Source organism: Staphylococcus sp. GDX8P80P, from assembly GCF_017893095.1.
GTDB lineage: Bacteria > Bacillota > Bacilli > Staphylococcales > Staphylococcaceae > Staphylococcus > Staphylococcus borealis.
The window spans coordinates 1-17,974 of record NZ_JAESMI010000026.1 but is presented as its reverse complement, the minus strand read 5'-3'; the positions used below and the strand labels follow the sequence as shown (position 1 = coordinate 17,974).

Annotated in this window: 19 protein-coding genes; 8 read left to right on the top strand and 11 right to left on the bottom strand. The window is 33.9% G+C overall.

All coding sequences use genetic code 11. The features are described 5' to 3' along the window. Nucleotides 1-19 precede the first annotated feature (19 nt). Nucleotides 20-814 carry a teichoic acids export ABC transporter ATP-binding subunit TagH gene (gene tagH / locus KA858_RS03615; RefSeq protein ID WP_049426487.1) on the top strand — a complete coding sequence of 265 codons (795 nt, stop codon included), beginning with the start codon at nucleotides 20-22 and terminating at the stop codon, nucleotides 812-814. A gap of 173 nt (nucleotides 815-987) precedes the next feature. On the opposite strand, the gene tarA is transcribed toward tagH, so the two are convergent. Continuing rightward, on the bottom strand, nucleotides 988-1,752 hold the full coding sequence (gene tarA / locus KA858_RS03610) for an N-acetylglucosaminyldiphosphoundecaprenol N-acetyl-beta-D-mannosaminyltransferase TarA (RefSeq protein WP_210135026.1): 765 nt from the start codon (nucleotides 1,750-1,752) through the stop codon (nucleotides 988-990). Between the two features lie 202 nt (nucleotides 1,753-1,954). Between tarA and KA858_RS03605 the strand changes: the two genes are divergently transcribed. After that, nucleotides 1,955-2,698, top strand: a complete 744-nt coding sequence (locus tag KA858_RS03605) for a M50 family metallopeptidase (protein WP_210135025.1) — start codon at nucleotides 1,955-1,957, stop codon at nucleotides 2,696-2,698. Nucleotides 2,699-2,765: 67 nt separating this feature from the next. On the opposite strand, the gene KA858_RS03600 is transcribed toward KA858_RS03605, so the two are convergent. Next, on the bottom strand, nucleotides 2,766-3,413 hold the full coding sequence (locus KA858_RS03600) for a metal-dependent transcriptional regulator (protein WP_107629597.1): 648 nt from the start codon (nucleotides 3,411-3,413) through the stop codon (nucleotides 2,766-2,768). 333 nt (nucleotides 3,414-3,746) lie between these two features. Continuing rightward, nucleotides 3,747-5,789 carry a cation:proton antiporter gene (locus tag KA858_RS03595; RefSeq protein ID WP_053030699.1) on the bottom strand — a complete coding sequence of 681 codons (2,043 nt, stop codon included), beginning with the start codon at nucleotides 5,787-5,789 and terminating at the stop codon, nucleotides 3,747-3,749. A gap of 417 nt (nucleotides 5,790-6,206) precedes the next feature. Here KA858_RS03595 and KA858_RS03590 point away from each other — a divergent pair, with 417 nt between their 5' ends. The 3 genes from KA858_RS03590 (at nucleotide 6,207) to KA858_RS03580 (ending at nucleotide 9,017) form a co-directional block, all read left to right on the top strand. Continuing rightward, nucleotides 6,207-7,112, top strand: coding sequence for a phosphatase PAP2 family protein (locus KA858_RS03590; protein ID WP_210135024.1), 906 nt, complete (start codon nucleotides 6,207-6,209; stop codon nucleotides 7,110-7,112). A gap of 135 nt (nucleotides 7,113-7,247) precedes the next feature. Further along, nucleotides 7,248-8,495, top strand: coding sequence for an ArgE/DapE family deacylase (locus tag KA858_RS03585; RefSeq protein WP_210135023.1), 1,248 nt, complete (start codon nucleotides 7,248-7,250; stop codon nucleotides 8,493-8,495). 282 nt (nucleotides 8,496-8,777) lie between these two features. Further along, a complete protein-coding gene (locus tag KA858_RS03580) occupies nucleotides 8,778-9,017 on the top strand; it encodes a DUF3923 family protein (protein ID WP_210135022.1) in 240 nt (79 codons plus the stop codon). A gap of 180 nt (nucleotides 9,018-9,197) precedes the next feature. Here the strand turns inward: KA858_RS03580 and KA858_RS03575 are convergent, their stop codons facing one another. From KA858_RS03575 to KA858_RS03540, 8 genes are read right to left on the bottom strand one after another with little or no spacing between them, the layout of a single operon-like run. Beyond that, nucleotides 9,198-9,719: a Na+/H+ antiporter subunit G gene (locus KA858_RS03575; protein ID WP_053030709.1), complete on the bottom strand. Its 522-nt coding sequence runs from the start codon at nucleotides 9,717-9,719 to the stop codon at nucleotides 9,198-9,200. Continuing rightward, nucleotides 9,694-9,996 carry a Na+/H+ antiporter Mnh2 subunit F gene (gene mnhF2 / locus KA858_RS03570; RefSeq protein WP_053030711.1) on the bottom strand — a complete coding sequence of 101 codons (303 nt, stop codon included), beginning with the start codon at nucleotides 9,994-9,996 and terminating at the stop codon, nucleotides 9,694-9,696. The genes KA858_RS03575 and mnhF2 overlap by 26 nt, the downstream gene beginning before the upstream one ends. Beyond that, nucleotides 9,993-10,475 (bottom strand): Na+/H+ antiporter Mnh2 subunit E, encoded by a 483-nt coding sequence (gene mnhE2 / locus KA858_RS03565; protein ID WP_053030713.1) that lies wholly within the window; start codon nucleotides 10,473-10,475, stop codon nucleotides 9,993-9,995. The genes mnhF2 and mnhE2 overlap by 4 nt, the downstream gene beginning before the upstream one ends. Continuing rightward, nucleotides 10,472-11,971 carry a Na+/H+ antiporter Mnh2 subunit D gene (gene mnhD2 / locus KA858_RS03560; RefSeq protein WP_210135021.1) on the bottom strand — a complete coding sequence of 500 codons (1,500 nt, stop codon included), beginning with the start codon at nucleotides 11,969-11,971 and terminating at the stop codon, nucleotides 10,472-10,474. The genes mnhE2 and mnhD2 overlap by 4 nt, the downstream gene beginning before the upstream one ends. Then, nucleotides 11,961-12,311 (bottom strand): Na+/H+ antiporter Mnh2 subunit C, encoded by a 351-nt coding sequence (gene mnhC2 / locus KA858_RS03555; RefSeq protein ID WP_075108849.1) that lies wholly within the window; start codon nucleotides 12,309-12,311, stop codon nucleotides 11,961-11,963. The genes mnhD2 and mnhC2 overlap by 11 nt, the downstream gene beginning before the upstream one ends. Beyond that, nucleotides 12,308-12,733, bottom strand: coding sequence for a Na+/H+ antiporter Mnh2 subunit B (mnhB2, locus tag KA858_RS03550; RefSeq protein ID WP_053030719.1), 426 nt, complete (start codon nucleotides 12,731-12,733; stop codon nucleotides 12,308-12,310). Before mnhB2 ends, mnhC2 begins: the two co-directional genes overlap by 4 nt. Continuing rightward, nucleotides 12,720-15,122: a DUF4040 family protein gene (locus tag KA858_RS03545; RefSeq protein ID WP_210135020.1), complete on the bottom strand. Its 2,403-nt coding sequence runs from the start codon at nucleotides 15,120-15,122 to the stop codon at nucleotides 12,720-12,722. The genes mnhB2 and KA858_RS03545 overlap by 14 nt, the downstream gene beginning before the upstream one ends. A gap of 29 nt (nucleotides 15,123-15,151) precedes the next feature. Next, nucleotides 15,152-15,709 carry a tyrosine-type recombinase/integrase gene (locus tag KA858_RS03540; RefSeq protein ID WP_053030723.1) on the bottom strand — a complete coding sequence of 186 codons (558 nt, stop codon included), beginning with the start codon at nucleotides 15,707-15,709 and terminating at the stop codon, nucleotides 15,152-15,154. Nucleotides 15,710-15,851: 142 nt separating this feature from the next. Here KA858_RS03540 and sroA point away from each other — a divergent pair, with 142 nt between their 5' ends. From sroA to KA858_RS03525, 3 genes are all read left to right on the top strand, one after another. Further along, on the top strand, nucleotides 15,852-16,058 hold the full coding sequence (gene sroA, locus KA858_RS03535) for a sigS mRNA-stabilizing protein SroA (RefSeq protein ID WP_053030725.1): 207 nt from the start codon (nucleotides 15,852-15,854) through the stop codon (nucleotides 16,056-16,058). Nucleotides 16,059-16,092: 34 nt separating this feature from the next. Further along, nucleotides 16,093-16,314 (top strand): DUF2922 domain-containing protein, encoded by a 222-nt coding sequence (locus tag KA858_RS03530; protein WP_053030728.1) that lies wholly within the window; start codon nucleotides 16,093-16,095, stop codon nucleotides 16,312-16,314. Between the two features lie 354 nt (nucleotides 16,315-16,668). Then, nucleotides 16,669-17,595, top strand: a complete 927-nt coding sequence (locus KA858_RS03525) for a DMT family transporter (RefSeq protein WP_210135019.1) — start codon at nucleotides 16,669-16,671, stop codon at nucleotides 17,593-17,595. Nucleotides 17,596-17,974 lie beyond the last annotated feature (379 nt).

Sequence of the window (17,974 nt, the reverse complement as noted above, 5' to 3'; positions counted from 1 at the left end):
TGATAAGGAAGGAATTATCATGAGCGTATCTGTAAATATCAAAAATGTGACAAAAGAATATCGCATTTATCGCAATAATAAAGAACGCATTAAAGATGCCTTAATCCCTAAAAATAAAAATAATACATTTTTCGCTTTAGATGATGTCTCTATCACAGCACACGAAGGTGATGTCATCGGTTTAGTTGGCATCAACGGCTCAGGTAAATCTACATTAAGTAATATGATTGGTGGCTCAATCTCACCTACTTCAGGTAATATTGAACGCAACGGTGAAGTGAGTGTCATTGCAATCAATGCAGGCCTTAACGGTCGTTTGACTGGTGTGGAAAATATCGAATTTAAAATGTTATGTATGGGGTTCAAAAGAAAAGAAATTAAACAACTTATGCCTCAAGTAATAGAATTTAGTGAATTAGGCGAATTTATTCATCAACCTGTTAAAAATTATTCAAGTGGTATGCGTGCTAAATTAGGATTCTCAATTAACGTTACAATCAACCCTGATATTTTAGTTATTGATGAAGCATTATCAGTTGGGGATCAAACTTTCACACAAAAATGCTTAGACAAAATTTATGAATTCAAAGAAGCCAACAAAACGATATTCTTCGTTAGTCATAACATCCGTCAAGTTCGAGAGTTCTGTACTAAAATTGCTTGGATTGAAGGCGGAAAGCTCAAAGAGTACGGAGAATTAGAAGAGGTACTTCCTAAATATGAGCAATTCTTAAAAGACTTCAAGAAAAAATCAAAAGCCGATCAAAAAGCATTCAGAAAAGGTTTAGATGAAAAACGATTTATTGTTAAATAGCGATCATCAAGATAAAAAATATAAAGAAGCTGGGACAAAATAAAATAATAATGCTATTTAGCAAATTCGCAGTAGCTGACTGAACTGAGAAGGCGCTTTAACAAAGCTTTTCTCAGTTCTAGTCATCCTTGCGGGGGTGGGACGACGAATTTAAAAGAATTCTGCCCCACTCCTTATTTATTCTTCTTCATTCGTCGCTGTACTTTAAAAACTTTATACATAAATTTAGGAATACTACGCATACGCCCAATACGCTTCCAATCGATTAATAAGCGATATACCCATTCTATATTCAATTGAATAAATAGTTTAGGCGCTCTCTTCTTCGTGCCACTGTAAATTTCAAGTGAGCCACCTACACCCATCATTACAGTACTTTTAAAGGTATGTCGATGCTTTTGAATCCACTCTTCTTGTTTTGGAAAGCCCATCCCAACGAAAATATAATCCGGATTAAAACGTTGTATTCGTTTGATGACTGTCTCATCATTTAAGTCTATATAGCCATGATGATAATCAAATTGGGCCTGCGGATATTTCTGCTGTAAATTATTGTGTGTCAGTGTGACTACTTCATGTTTAGCACCAAGTAAATATACCTTTTGATAATTCGTATGCGCAATCTTTAAACAATGTTCCATCAATTCGATACCTGGCACACGTCTTTTTAACGGCGTCCCTAATCGATTCGATGCCTTAATAACACCCGTACCATCTGGAACAACGTAATCCGCACTATTAATTAGCTGTCTATATGTACTATGCTCTGACGCATAATCAACGATTTCTGGATTAGCTGTCACGATAAACAAATTATCCTCAGTGTCTTGCGTGAAAAATGTTTTGACATGTTCAATCATATCTAGCATCGTTACATTGTCGAATTGAACACCTAAAATATCCACTTTAGTCGCTGTTGTCTCTTTTTGATCATGCATTTAAGTAATCTCCTTACTGTCTAAACCATTTCATATGCATATAGTATATGAAAATAGAAACATAATAAATAGTTATTTTTTCTCAACACGTTTTCAACTGATATTCATGTTCTCTCTAAAAGATACATCTAAAGTCTAAACGCTAAATCATTAAATTTACTTTATAATCAATACTATAATCTTATACTCGACGAGGTCAATTATGGTCTATTTAGAACAATTTTTTACTACAACTATCAATTTAAATATATATTTAATCCTTATTATAGCAATGATCTATATAATGATTCATCAAAATAGACATCGCTCATTTAATCAGTATTTAGACGTTTATTTAAACTATATTCCTGTACTTACACATGAATTTGGTCATGTATTATTTAATAAAATCAGTGGCGGACGCGCAAAAGATTTGGTTATCGTTACCCGTCCATCTGAACGATTACAAACGATGCAACAAGGTTATGCTATTACGCAATCCAAAGGGCGTATTGGACAATTCATTACAACACTAGGCGGCTATATCATGCCTCCATTGATGCTCTTAATTGGTCTAAGTGTTGCTTATTATGGTCATCCAAGTCTATTCTTAAGCGCTTATATCATTATTTTTATTTATTTTTTTATTCTAACATCACGCAAACTATCACCAATGATTGTATTAATCATATTCATCGCACTTTTATACTTTTTAGTGCAACACGACAATCAATTGCTATTTTATTATTTAGTCGTTTTTATGTATCATCTGATTCTTGGCGTATTATTAGGCGAAGTTTTACAATCAAGTTGGACAATATTTAAACTAACATTTCAACGACCCATCCCGAGTTGGGATGGGCGTACCTTAACAGAAATCACACGTATACCCACGTTCATTTTCAGTACCTTATGGATAGCGTTTAACGCGTTAGCAATATACGTTATGCTTATCTTCACACTTTAATTCAATTTAAACAAATCTCCACTAAAGCGGTATAACTGACCAATTTAGTGGAGATTCTATTATCTAATTAAACATGTTCTGCAAATATATTCATTGCGTTGTCATAACTTAGTATCGTTACAATATCATTTCGTTTCACTATCATGACTTTATTCGTTTCATCTTTAGTTACTATTTCAACTTCATTTCCAATTGAAATATCTTTGCTTGAAAGATAGACCAGAAGTTCAGTCTTATCACGTACACGTTTAATCGTCACTTTATCACCAGGCGCGAATGCTAATAAAGATATTGTAAATTTCTCTTCGAAATGTTGATTTCTTGGGATAATGCCACCATGTGGACATGTTTCAGGATAATCAAGTATCTTATCCAAACGTTCTACAAACAAATCTGAAATGCGATGTTCTAGTATTTCCGCTTCTTGATGTACCTCTTCCCAAGTATATTGTAAAACTTCTATTAAAAATAACTCCAACAGACGGTGACGCTTAATGATATCTAACGTATGTTTCAACCCCTCATCTGAGAGCTTTACACCTTTATAATGTTTCGTTTCAACATAACCAGCTTTTTCCAAACGTCCAACCATTTCACTAACTGAAGGAGGCTTTATATTTAAATACTGAGATAACTTTTTATTTGAGACAAAGGATGTATCTCCATCATTAGCTAATATTGCTTTCAGATAATCCTCTTTTTCTTCAGTTAACATCATTTCACCTCACCCATGCATTCACTTTATTGTATCATGAATTGCTAATGAATGTTATTCACGCTTATTTAAACAATCTGGAATTTTATTATAAATGCGATCCTGGACATACATTATATAATGATGCTACTTTGCACATTCCTAGTAGCTGACTGAACTGGGAAAAGACTTAAATCAATCTTGTATCCCTTTTAGCCATCCTTGTGAGTGAGCCTTAGCTAAGAGAATTTCATCAAGACATTCCACAAGCTAAGTAATGTGGGAGTGACCACGAATTTATAAAGCATTCCGTCCCACTCCCACATCGCCATATCTTCAACAATTATGATTAAATTAGTCGGTTAAACTATCAACGATAACCATTTCATCATAGTTAATTGCTTCCCTTAACTTTAATGCTGTACTTTCAGTAATGTCGCCATCATCAGTTAAACTAGATAAAACACGACGTTGTTCTCTCAAAGCATTTAATTTAATCTTCGTAATTGAATCTTCTGCTCGTGTATTAAAGAAATTAGATGGCGATAAGTTATCGATTCTCATAAGATATCCGTCACAAATCATACCAACTTCTAATTTATTATCTTCATTCGCTTCATCTACTAAACGACTGACTACATTATAGTGAACAATCTTATTTATTTTAGATAGTTCCAATAAGTTATCCGTCACACTTAACGATGATGCGGCATTCGTACGCGTTCTTATACGACGTTTTAAAAGCAAGGCTCTTGCGCCAACAATCATTCGACGTATAAGTGAAGCTTGACGATATACTTGAGTTCGTTCAGCGTAACGCATATAGTTTTCTAATACGCTCGCTGTAATTTCACCATCATCGGCAAGTTGTTCTAACGTTTTCGTTTCAACTTTAAATGCTAAACTTTGTAATCGTTCAAGTTCTTTAGAGTTCTCGTCATCCTTTTCAACAGATTTCAAGAACGTTAATTTATCGTGATATTCTTTAATCACATTGCCATAGCGGTAACTTGTTTCAAACGATGAATGATGATTCAAGTAATCAATGACATGCTCAAGAATATAAATTCTTGCTTCTTTAAAATTCATACTTCCAATCTTCGCTTTAGGTGCACTCGCTGTTACAAACGGCAATACTACTTGTGCAACCACTAGACTGATAATAACCATACCTGAGGAAATAAATAATAAATCATTACGATATGAGAATGCATGATGATCTGCTAAAAAATAAGGCAGTGTTAATGCGATTGCCAATGAAATGGTTCCATGAACACCACATAGCGTCATAATAAGTGCATACATACTTCGTTTAGGTGGTTTTTCTTTTTTCTTGTCTTCCCCTTCTTCATTCATTAATTTTTGGAAAGGACTGACAGATAAATAGAATAATGGATATAGCACATACACCCAAATAAATCTAAATAGATAGACTGCTAACGCAACCAAGGCCGTGATCACAACTAAGAACAATAAATTGTGTGGTTCTGTTTTTACAATATTCCCAATAACTTCTGGAACTAAAAATCCTAATATTGAAAAAACAAAACCATTCAATGCGTACCCTAGAATATTCCAAGTGTGGTTATAACTCATTTGAAGTCGTGTGCGTGTCTGAGCGATACGATCACGTTCAAAGCCATGTACTAAACCTGCAACAACAGCGGCAATAATTCCTGACGCATGAAACATTTCAGCTACAAGATATGTAACAAATGGTGTCAATAATTGTAAGAATGTAAACATATTAATGTTCTCTATGCCACGTCTGGTAAGTGTTAAACGGAATCTAACGAGTGCAATACCAATAAGTAAACCAATAATTGCACCACCGATTGACGCAATCAGAAATTGTTGCACCGCTTCAAATAATGAAAATGTACCAGTAATTAGAACACCTACTGCAATTTTAAATGAAATGATACCTGCTGCATCATTAAGTAATGATTCACCTTCTAGTATAGTCATAGCACCTTTAGGTAGAACCTTACCTTTTGTAATTGCTTGCACAGCCACAGCATCCGTTGGACATAATATTGCGGCTACAGCAAATGCGGCACCTATAGGAAGTGTCGGCCAAATCCAATGAATAAACAGGCCTACACCAATTACAGTTGTAATAACGAGTCCTAATGCCATTAACATAACCGGTTTAATATAGCGACGTAAATGAGCTCTGGAAACGTTAACACCTTCCACAAACAGTAACGGTGCAATCGTTGCTACCATAAAGAGTTCTGAATCAAAGTTGAATTCTACAGGTACAGGTGTTAAAAAGAGGAGCATTCCTAAAGCAATTTGAATGAATGCCAGAGGCACTTTGGGTATAAAAGTATGAACAAAGGAGCTTATAATCACTACGGCTAGAAATATGAGAATCGTTTCAAATATTTCCAAACTTCCACCCCATTTTATACTTCATATTTAATTGGAGAAATAAGACTTGCCTAATATAAAAAATACGCTTTATGTCTATTTATATCTTTATAAGATACATCTTAAACTCACAATCGGTTAGTTATAATTTTACCATTAAAGTTACAATGAATTAACTAACTTGCATTCATTTTTAATCCATTTTTATTAAATTGATAGCATTCCATTCTACTTCTAACCATTCATTTGTTTGATCACTTATAACAATCACCTTTATAACAACTAAGACTTTCATTGAGATTTTAATAAAATTTTTACTATCCCCTAACATTGAATTAAACATTCATTACTATGCTTTAGTTAGAAATGTTCAAACTGAAATCATTTCGTTTTAAACAATCGGGTGCTTCAATTGAAAACAATTTAGGAGGATTATACATGACTATTTCAAAAAGACTTACTGCGACAGTATTAGGCATTTTACTCTTAATTATGTTGATTGCAACAGTCGCAGATCAATCGATATCAAATGCATTGATGAATCAAAATGATCTATTTGGTACACTCTTTCAAAATTATGGGTTATTCCCGCCTACGTTAGTACTCATTATTTCTGTGATTATATTAAATTATTATGTATTCACAACGTTTAATCATCGATTTGCTAAGATAATCATCTTAGTTATGACTTCTATATTCACACTAATTAAAACGAACGCACTAGTATCAGAAACTGTTCAATACATATTATCAACTTCAAATAATATAAAGCACCATAAGCCTATGGGTATGGCAAATAATGAAGGAAATGCAGGTACCGCTTTACCCTTAGGTTGGAGTATGTTGATATCACTAATTATTTTATTAATCATCGCATTTGTTTGTTATTATTTTTGGTTAAAAAACACAAATACTGCTGAATTAACTAGATTATTTAAAGTGTCACTTATCAGCTTTATCGTACTATTTATCGGCTTAGAACTTGTTGGCAATATGAAAGAATTGTGGGGACGTGTCAGACCATATGAACTTAGCGACAAAGGAGCACATTTTACCAATTGGCTTACCATAAATGGCAATACAGGGCATAGTTCATTCCCATCAGGGCATACGGGTAATGGTGCCTTTCTCATGTTTCTAGCTTTCTATTTCCATAAGCTTCGCTCACGAAAAATCATGTTCGCAATTGGTCTATTTTATAGTGTATTAATGGCATTAAGCCGAATTCGAATCGGTGCGCATTTTACTAGCGATGTAACCATGAGTTTAATCATTATGTTTGGTCTTATGGTGATGGCAGACGTTCTTATTCATAAGATAACTTCAAATACTAATCAGCAATAATGTGGCATGTATGACGGACGTATCATCATCGATTCAATTGCTACGTTCTAAATTAGAAATAACTACAGTTGACGTATATTTTATCTTTACTACAATTTTAACCGTACGATATTTCTATTTTAAGGAGTTAAAATCATGAATACATTTTCAGAGAAAGAGAAACTGACATTATTATCAGATATTGTAGAGATTAATACGGTGAATGATAATGAAATGGAAGTTGCTACTTATTTAAAAGACTTATTTGAAGCACATCATATTAAGGCAGAAATTGATACGGTAGAAGGTCAACGTGCAAACTTAATTGCTACAATCGGTAGTGGAAGCCCTGTGGTAGCAATTTCAGGCCACATGGATGTTGTATCAGAAGGCGATCACAATGATTGGGACTATCCCCCATTTCAATTGACCGAAAAAGAAAACCGACTATATGGCCGTGGTACTTCAGATATGAAATCTGGATTAATGGCTTTAGCGATTGCAATGATTGAATTGAAAGAAAACCATCAACTACCTCATGGCACGATAAAATTCATGGCAACTGCAGGTGAAGAAAAAGAACAACTTGGTTCAGCACAACTGTATCAAAAAGGTTATATGAATGACGTTGACGCTTTGATTATTGCTGAACCATCTGAAACGAACATCGTTTATGCTCATAAAGGATCAATGGATTATAAAATCACTTCTAAAGGTAAAGCTGCTCACAGTTCTGTACCTGTTATCGGATATAATGCGATCAAATCATTAATTGACTTTATTCAAGATATCGACACTGAATATGAACGTATTTCTAAAACTTTAAAAAGCGAAAAACTAGATTTTTCACATCTTATTGAGCGCATTCAAACACAATTAACACAAGACAACCACGTAGCTGCGGATGAGGTTGAACGTGTGATTTCTGGACTTGTTATTAGCAATACCATTTTACATGGTGGGAACCAAGTGAATTCAGTTCCTGATATTGCTACTGCTGAATTTAATATTAGAACGATTCCAGAATATGATAATAAAAAAGTTAAAGCCCTATTTAAAACTTATTTAGAAGAAGTAAATAAACAAGGAGGCCAACTTGAAGAAGATTTGTATTTAGACTTAAATCCAGTATTAACAACAGGAGATAATCCATTAATTAAGATTGGACAACGTGTGGCTAAGCAGATATTCGGCGAAGACATTGTTGCTTCACCAACAGTCGGTGTCACAGACGCTTCTAATTTGTTACGAGATAAAGATGAACATTTTTCTTTCCTAATGTTTGGACCCGGAACAGTGCCACATCAAATTAACGAGTATGTAGAAAAAGAAAAATACCTTCGCTTTATCGACTACTACAAAGAATTACTCATAACTTATTTAAAAGAAGCGTCCGGGACATAAATAATATGATGATGCTATTTTGCAAATTCGCAGTAGCTGACTGAACTGAAAATGCGCCTAAATCAAGCTTTTCTCAGTTCTAGTCACCCTTGTAGAGGTGGGCGGGGCCCCAACACAAAAAATCACGAAAGTGATTTTACAAGCTAAGCAAGTTGGGGGTACGACGAATTTAAAAAGAATTCTGTCCCACTCCCAACTCATATTAACAATGAGAAAATCTATAATCAAAAGCATAAGTTAGCATCGTACGACGTCATACATTCAAAAGGAGGTGTGGATTTTATGAAAATTTCATGGATCTTTTGGTGGATAGTAAGCGGCATTGAAGTACTAAGTTTTTTAGGATTTGCGCTTTTACTTTGGTTTAGAACAGTAGATGCTACAGGGGTCATACAAACGACTGAAGTAAAATGGATTAATATTGCAGTACTAGGATTTGGGTACTTATTCCCCTTCCTAGTACAAATCATATGGTTAGTTATTAATCTTATTTACTCAAAAAGACAACAAACAACCATATAAATGATTTATTCAGCAGGTATTACTTTGACTTTGCACTTCACCTATACTTATGTTACTTCTTTATGTTTATTTAAATCTATTAATGACATTAATTTTATATATTAACCTAAAAAATGAGATTGAACATTCAAACCAGTCGTCTTTACGATGACATGTTTATGTTCAATCTCATTCATTTAATCAATCTCTAGTTTCTTTTCTAGCTTCTGATAAGCTTTCAATATTCTCTTCTTGTTGCTTTTCTTTTTCTTTCTGTCGTTGCTTTTGAACGTCATAATAAATTTTCTCTCGACGTTCCTCTCGAATTCGAGCACGATTTTTAAGTTCCTCTGTTGAATTGTATTCTTTAGAGCTCAATAAAATTGAAGAGCGTTTTGGTGCATCATCTTTACGGTACATATATGCGCCTGTACGGTATGCTGCTCTCGCAACTAAATGCATACCAACTGGTGATGTTAAGTTGATAAAAACAATCGATAATAACAATCTTACACTAAAGAAACTCTGTTGATTCGTAAAGTAGATTAACACGCCTACTAATGTTAGTAAGACAGATAACGTCGAACTTTTAGTAGATGCATGACTTCGTAAAAAGACATCTTGAAATTTAACAATTCCAATCGCACTAATCACAGCAATAATACTACCAAGAAATATAAGGAGCGCGGCAATCAACTCAATGATTTCGTTTATTTGTACCATTGAATACACGACCTCCCCCTATAAATCTAGAAATAGATACAGAACTTACAAATGAAATAATGGCAACAAGCATAATAGAATCAAGGAATGACACAGTGTTATAAATCACACTAACCACACCTATAATACACATAATAACAGCACTGGAAGCATCAAATGCTACAACCCTATCTGCTGTTGTAGGTCCTTTGATTAAACGGAATAAGCCAATTATGAACGCTATGCCAAACAATACTAATGCACTTGTAATGAAGAAATTCGTGAGCGTTTCAATCATTGTGTCACCTCCGTAATCAAGTTTTCATATTGTTTTATACTTTTAAGTAGGCTTTCTTTTTCTTTTTCAGAAACATCAATACTGTGTATAAAGAATTTATTCGTTGTCTTTGAAATTCGAATCACTGTCGATCCAGGCGTAATAATAATTAAAATTGTCAAAAAGGTTATGGCCCAATCATTTTTTAATTTCGTTTCATACGTTAATAAGCCCGGATTCATATGATTCGTTTTGAATAAAATGTACTTAATAATACTAATACTAGAAGTAATTAATTGATATAAATATACGCCGAGAAACTTGATAGCTACCCATATCTTTTTAGGATAAAAAGCTTGTCCAAAGAAACGATGCAGTATATAAATTACTATTAAACCAATGATGAAGCCAGATACGAAGGTAGAGAATTGAAATGAGTCTTCATCTTGAAACAGTACCCATAAAAATGCGATTAATATGTTCAATACAATTTGTCTCATTTATTCCCCTCCTTCAAATGTGTGTTAACAATGCTATGGAAGTAATTATCATCCAAATTCAATTTTGTAGCATTTTCAGTAGCATGCATCACGACTGGTGCTGCAATACCCATTGCAAGTACTACTGCGACTAAGACGCCCAGAATTGTTTTACGGTGTTTAGGTAGCGGGTTGAAATCAACCTGTTCACCATCATTATCTCCAAAATACATAATAAATAGAATTCTAAATAAGCTATACATAGCTAATAAACTTGTGATAATCATTAATGCTAAGCCAATGTAATTACCATTTTCAATTGCACCTTGGAAGATTAACACTTTTCCTGGGAAACCACTAAATGGTGGAACGCCTCCAATCGCAAATATCATAACAACAAATGCAACACCAAAGAACGGTTCCTTCTTAGCTAGCCCACATAAGTATTTATATTCACGGTAACCAGACATATACACTAAGCTACCTATAATAAAGAACAACATCGTTTTAACGATAATGTCATTGGCTAGATAGAAGATGGCACCATGGACACCTGCAAACGTATTTGAACCTAGACCTAAAATGACAAAGCCTATTGATAATATGACTTGATATGAAGCGACTTTCTTAATATCACGATATGCGATAACGCCGAATGCACCTATAAGCATTGTGATACAAGACATAAATACTAGCAATGGATGTTTCACGCCTGTATGTTGGTCAAATATAAGTGTAAAGAAACGAATCAGTGCATACGCACCTACTTTCGTCATTAATGCAGCAAATAAAGCTGCAAGTTCAGTGTTAAGTACTGCATAGGCTTTAGGTAACCACATGAAGAGTACCAATGCAGCTTTCGAACCAAATGCCACAATAAAGACAATTGAAATAATAATAATCGCTTTATTGTCATGAATTTGATCTAAGCGTAATGCGACTTGTGAGAAGTTTAATGTTCCAACTGTCTTATATAACAAGCCAATACCAAGTAAGAAAAACCATGAACCTATGATATTTAATACAACATAAATAATGGCCGCTCTTAATTGTTCGACAGATTGACCTAATGTTACGAGCACGAATGAAGCGAGTAACATAATTTCAAACATAACATATAAGTTGAATAAATCAGATGTTAAGAATGAGCCAATAACACCCGTTGTTAAGAACAAAATAAATGTAGGCAAGTAGTATCGATTAACACGATCCTCGCCACGTCCAAATCCATAAGACATGATCAGTGTCACAACAAATGATGCGACAGTGACCATAACTAAACTTAAAGTATCACCTAAAAATTGAATACCAAAAGGTGCTGCCCAACCACCAAAATCAAGGGTGATAGGTTTATGCTGTAGCACATAGATTAATAAATAAAGTGAAATAATTGTATTAATAGACATTGTTCCAATGTACAAAATTTTAGATAACATGTTTTTTTCTTTCGTAAAAACAAGCACCAATGCACATAACAATGGCAATAGGATAGGAAGAACTAATAAGTTACTGTTCATTGTCATCCTCCTCTCCTCTTAATACATCAATATTAGATTCCTTAGTAACACGGTATGTTCGATAAACAAGCACTAATAGAAATGCAGTCATCGCAAAGCCAATAACAATTGCAGTAAGTACAATCGCCTGCAGTAACGGGTCCACATAATTGGTATTAGAACCATGAATTAAGGGTTCTGTCATCTTATTACTATAATGCCCCATACTCATAATGATTAGATTCCCGGCATGTGTATAAATCGAAATACCTATAACAATTCGAATTAAGTTGAGTGATAGTATCATGTACGTTCCTATAAATACTAAAAATCCTATCACAAGTAATAATATTAAATTCATGATTTACCACCACTTAAAGCCAACATAATTGTCTCAATGACACCAACAACCGTTAACAATATACCTAATTCAAATAATGTAATTGTTGTTACATGCAATTCACCTAATAAAGGCAAATGGATGTATGCTTCACTTTGATATAGGAACGCTTTACCAAAGAACACTGGCACAATTGCAGTAAGTGCCGAAATGATAGCACCAACAATCATCAATTTTTTAAAATCGATTGGAAGACTTTCTAAAACTTCATCTACATCAAAAGCTAAGAACATTAGGATAAAGGCCGAGCTAAAGATTAGACCACCTATAAAACCGCCGCCCGGATTATTATGTCCCGCAAAGAAAACATAAAACCCAAAGGTTAATAATATAAAGACAACGATTTTAGTAACGGTTCTTAACACAACATCATTTTCTTTCATCTTGGCCCCTCCTATCTTTGTAATGTAATAATGTATAAATACCTAAGCCAGCTATGATTAAAACAATACCTTCAAACATTGTATCCAATGCTCTGAAATCACCTAAGATCGCATTTACGATATTTTTACCACCAGTTAATTCATAGGCATTCATATAATATTTAGAAATTGACTCAAAGCCATCACCTTGTTGGGCAATAAATATCAGTGTTACGACGGCTCCAGCCATAATAAATGACACGATAATTTTGACAGTTTCTTTTTTCATATTCGCAGTAGTTCGTGCGATGTTTGGCAATCTTGAGAAACTGACAATAAAGAGAATTGTCGTAATTGTTTCTACTACTAATTGCGTTAATGCTAAATCTGGTGCTCTCATTAATAAGAAGAACAATGCCACACTATAACCGATGATGCCATTTAAAATAACCATCGTTAAACGTTGACGAATAAACACTAATGCGATACCAACAATACTGATCATAATGCCTAAAATAACTTCCAATGGGCCAAATTCTGAAACTTCTATTTGATGTAGCTTTGGCAAGCCGACTTGGAATATACCGTAAGCAATTAATATAGAGAAAATGAGTACTGTAATAATGTTATAGTGGTTTAATCTGTTATTCATTAAACCGCGAATCATTTGACCAGAATAACGCTCGAAACCTCGGTACACATTACGATAAGAAGTTGTTATCGAAGCATACTTAATCACTTGATGCGTTATCGCTTTCCAGTTCACTTTTAACGCTAAAATGAGACCAACTACAATAACAATCACACTAAAAATGAGTGGTAAGTTAATGCCATGCCATTGAGATACGTGCGGAGCTATTACATCGACGTTGCTACCTAAATTGGTAACATTACGAAGTGCTGGCAATACTAAACGCTCAGTGAAAACGTTAGGGATAAAGAAAATAACGGGTATCATAACCATTAAAATGATTGCTGGTAAACTAAACAGCCATGGTTCGTGAATGTGTTTCTTAGGCACTTTCTTTTCATCAAATTCTCCCCAAAAAGTTTCTTTAAGCATGTAAACTGCATAGACAAAAGTAAAGATACTCGCGATAACACCAATTGCTACCACAATAATCGTTAACGTTAAACCAAATTGTTGTAATTCGATTGCGCTAACTAGAGAATCAAAGAACATCTCTTTACTCAAGAAACCATTTAATAACGGCACACCTGCCATTGATAACGCAGCGAGTGTCATGACTAAGTTCATTTTCGGGAAGTATTTTCTCATACCACTTAAGCGACGAATATCTCGTGTACCAGCTTCATGGTCAATAATTCCGACACCCATAAATAAAGCACACTTAAATATAGCGTGGTTCATTAAATGGAATAAACCTGCGAATAATATGAGTGTGTAGGTTTCTGCCATTACACCTGATGGATGTTGTGCAATGCCTCCACCTAGACCAACCATCGACATAATCATTCCTAATTGACTAATAGTTGAATACGCTAAGATACCTTTTAAATCATATTGTCTCAAGGCTGTTACAGAGCCAAAAATCATCGTAATCAAACCAACAAACGTAACAATATAAATATAACTATCACTTAACCCTAAAATAGGTGTGAATCTAAATAGTAAAAAGATACCAGCTTTAACCATTGTAGCCGAGTGCAAATAAGCACTTACAGGTGTTGGTGCAGCCATGGCTTTAGGTAGCCAAATATGAAATGGAAATTGTGCTGATTTAGTAAAAGCCCCAATTAACAACATTATCATCATTGGTATAAATAGAGCATGTTCGCTAATGCTATGACTTTGTGTAAGTAATTCTGAAATCGTATTTGTACCAGTAATGATATATAGCATAATAAAACCTGTTAATAAGGCTAAACCACCTAATACGGTAATGATAAATGACTGAATTGCGCCTAATTGACTTTCAGCATTGCTATACCAGTAGGAAATTAATAGAAATGACGATACACTCGTTAATTCCCAAAATACATACATTAAAATAGTGTTGTTTGAAACGACAATACCTAACATACTAAACATGAATAATAATAAATATAAGAAGAAACGTGGCAAGTTATCTCTATTAGCAGATAAATATTGAGTAGCATAGAAAAATACTGCCACCCCTATAATGGAGATAATTAATCCGAACATTAATCCCAGGCCGTCTAATCTGAGGTCAAGATTAACATCAATAGCAGGCATCCATGGAATCTTAAATTCTACAAATTTTCCATTTAACACACTGGGAATTTGGGTCAAGAAATACCCTGAAGCTAAAATAGGTGCTAACAATGCAATATATCCCGCAAACCGTCTCAATGGTTTAATAAACAACGTCATTAGGACGATTAGCATAATAACGATTAGTCCACCTAGTAAGTATACTAAGCTCATCAAAAGCCTCCTTTTCAATAAAAATTAAATTATAAATTTAAAGCGATAATTGTATGAAGTTCATCATCGGCAGACAACCCGATAAATTTAACCGTTTCTTGTGTTGTCTGATGACCTAAATATTTTTGTATGATTGCAATAGAAATACCCGATTGGTAAGCATGATAAGCAAACGTTTTACGCAAAGTTGTCAAACCAATATGACACAACCCTAATTCTTCAGCCGCATGATGAATGATTCGGTAAGCTTGTTGTCTAGAAAGTTCCTTATGTGTTCTTATTGATTGGAATAATAATTGATTATCCATAAGGTTATTATATTCAATAAACCGCTTAATCTCTCCACGCAAGTCATTCGGCAACAAGATTTTGATTGCAGGTGCACATGATTGAATCCAAGAAGATTTAATGTCATCTTGATCATCCATTTTGACGTCGTTTACTTTTAAATTTAATAAATCTGTTAAACGTATACCCGTATGTATTGCTAATTTAAATAAAAGATAATCTCTATCTGATTTACGTTTTAATACATCATACATCTTTTTTATATCATCTTTATTTCTGATTGGTTCAACTTGATTCATCTATCCACCTCATAAAAGTTTCTTATTTAATGATAAACTATATTTTAGTAACATGAAACGTTTTTGCTCAAATTTCTTTAAAATAATGTGTCTCTTTTTTGAATTGATTTCGATATATAGAGTGAAAGGAGGTGACAAACACATGAATGAAATTTCACAATTATCTGTTGTTTGTACGCATATCACTCACGATGCAAGTGGCAAAGCAAAAGAAACGAAACGTCGTTTTACAAACTTAAATACAAGAGCCACAGATTCAGAAATCAGATCATTTGTTAATATCATCGCACATCTGATTAATGAACCATTCGACAAAATTGAAGTCGTTAAAACTCAAGATTTAACTTAATTCAAATCTAAAAATAATTAAGGAGGTATATAATATGACAAAAACTTTAGAACTTGCTTTTAAAACAAATTTAAATAAAACTGCTAAATTGCAATTCCCACAAGTTAACGTTGTTGTATCAGAGGCTGATGCTAAAGATGCCATGGATAATATTATTAAGCTTAATATTTTACAACCCACAGCCGGTACACCGATTAAAGCGACATCTGCTAAATTAATAGATGTTACGAGTACTGTCATTTTCGAAACGAAATAACCTATCACGATCGTGTTATGTCATTGATTTCGAAACAAAGCGATTATTACGCGTCCACATCGAAAATTGACAGTAATGAATTGAATTGAGAAGGTACTTCAATGATACTGTTCTCAGTTCTAGTCATCCTTGCGAACGGACCGTAATATCAAACATGCGCCTATAAGCAAGACAAATTGGGAGAGTAACAATGAATTCAACTTGAATTCTGTTACTCTCCTTTTTTACTTCAATTCAAAGTCCTACACCTATAATGATGCGCAACGAGACAATTCCGCTATTGTATTTTGAAAATAATATTTAAAATGCGTATAATAATGATGTTTTAGTTATAAAAAATGTAGGAGGTCAATTGTGGCATTTTTATTTATACTCGGTATCGTGGCTGGTATGATGGTTCCAATACAAACCTCAATTAATGCTCGTCTGGGACGTTTCACTGAATCATCTTTCTATGCGTCTACCATTTCATTTTTTGTAGGTAGTTTATTTTTATTTATATTAAATGTAATTTTTAACCCTAAATTATTTGATGCTTCATTTTATAGTGGCCACACAATAGACTATCATTGGTGGGTTGGGGGTCTGTTAGGCGTTTGTTTCTTAACAGGAAACTTATTATTACTTCCCCGTATAGGTGCAGCATTAACAGTAGTTATGACCGTAGCTGGTCAAATCATCATGGGGGTCTTCATTGATACTTTCGGTTTACTTGGCGCGAGCAATCATCCCTTCACACTTTTAAAAGCAATAGGCATTTTAATCTTACTCTTCGGTATTTTATTAATGAATGAGATACCTAAAAATAAACTTGAAGAAAAAACAAATCGAATGTTTTATGTATGGCTAATTATCGGATTTATATTTGGCTTTGCACCGCCATTACAAACAACCATTAATAGTGGTTTAGCTCAACAAATGCATAATTCATTGTTTGCGGCACTTGTATCATTTAGCGTTGGCACATTCGCGTTATTCATTCTAACGTTAATATTTAACCGAAGCCTTAAAATTAAAGTCTCACAACCAGATATAGGTAAAATCAAGCCTATTCATTTCATTGGTGGTGTGTTAGGCGTTATTTTTGTCACATCAAACATTATTCTAATGCCATTTTTAGGCGCAGCGTTAACTACAATTGTTGCCATGTTGGGACAAATGCTCATGGGCGTAATGATCGATCACTTTGGCTTAGGTGTTCCCAAAAATTCAATAACATTGCGCAAATTCAGTGGATTAATCGCTATTGCCATTGGGATTGTTTTATTACGTCTCTTTTAATTTGTATAACAGAATATTGATATATTTATTCAAAATGTCTTCTTTTCTTAATTGTTGAGAAGACATTTTTTAATTTAATAATATTGGGAGTGGGACAGAATTCTTTTTAAATTCGTTGTCCACTCCCAGCTTGCTTTGTTTGTAGAATTTCTTGATGAAATTCTCTTTGCTGGGGCCCCGACTCCCAACTTGCTTTGCTTGTAGAATTTCTTAGTGAAATTCTCTTTGTTGGGGCCCCGCCCGCAAGGGTGACTAGAACTGAGAAAAGCTTGAATTAAGCGCCTTCTCAGTTCAGTCAGCTACTGCGAATTTGCAAAATAGCATTATTATATTATTTATGTCCCAGCCTCCTTATAGTCTTTTAAATAGTTAATAAATT

Coding starts and splice junctions, on each gene's coding strand:
- tagH (WP_049426487.1), top strand. CDS start 20: ATGAGCGTATCTGTAAATATCAAAAATGTGACAAAAGAATATCGCATT.
- tarA (WP_210135026.1), bottom strand. CDS start 1,752: ATGCATGATCAAAAAGAGACAACAGCGACTAAAGTGGATATTTTAGGT.
- KA858_RS03605 (WP_210135025.1), top strand. CDS start 1,955: ATGGTCTATTTAGAACAATTTTTTACTACAACTATCAATTTAAATATA.
- KA858_RS03600 (WP_107629597.1), bottom strand. CDS start 3,413: ATGTTAACTGAAGAAAAAGAGGATTATCTGAAAGCAATATTAGCTAAT.
- KA858_RS03590 (WP_210135024.1), top strand. CDS start 6,207: ATGACTATTTCAAAAAGACTTACTGCGACAGTATTAGGCATTTTACTC.
- KA858_RS03585 (WP_210135023.1), top strand. CDS start 7,248: ATGAATACATTTTCAGAGAAAGAGAAACTGACATTATTATCAGATATT.
- KA858_RS03580 (WP_210135022.1), top strand. CDS start 8,778: ATGAAAATTTCATGGATCTTTTGGTGGATAGTAAGCGGCATTGAAGTA.
- KA858_RS03575 (WP_053030709.1), bottom strand. CDS start 9,719: ATGGTACAAATAAACGAAATCATTGAGTTGATTGCCGCGCTCCTTATA.
- mnhF2 (WP_053030711.1), bottom strand. CDS start 9,996: ATGATTGAAACGCTCACGAATTTCTTCATTACAAGTGCATTAGTATTG.
- mnhE2 (WP_053030713.1), bottom strand. CDS start 10,475: ATGAGACAAATTGTATTGAACATATTAATCGCATTTTTATGGGTACTG.
- mnhD2 (WP_210135021.1), bottom strand. CDS start 11,971: ATGAACAGTAACTTATTAGTTCTTCCTATCCTATTGCCATTGTTATGT.
- mnhC2 (WP_075108849.1), bottom strand. CDS start 12,311: ATGAATTTAATATTATTACTTGTGATAGGATTTTTAGTATTTATAGGA.
- mnhB2 (WP_053030719.1), bottom strand. CDS start 12,733: ATGAAAGAAAATGATGTTGTGTTAAGAACCGTTACTAAAATCGTTGTC.
- KA858_RS03545 (WP_210135020.1), bottom strand. CDS start 15,122: ATGAGCTTAGTATACTTACTAGGTGGACTAATCGTTATTATGCTAATC.
- KA858_RS03540 (WP_053030723.1), bottom strand. CDS start 15,709: ATGAATCAAGTTGAACCAATCAGAAATAAAGATGATATAAAAAAGATG.
- sroA (WP_053030725.1), top strand. CDS start 15,852: ATGAATGAAATTTCACAATTATCTGTTGTTTGTACGCATATCACTCAC.
- KA858_RS03530 (WP_053030728.1), top strand. CDS start 16,093: ATGACAAAAACTTTAGAACTTGCTTTTAAAACAAATTTAAATAAAACT.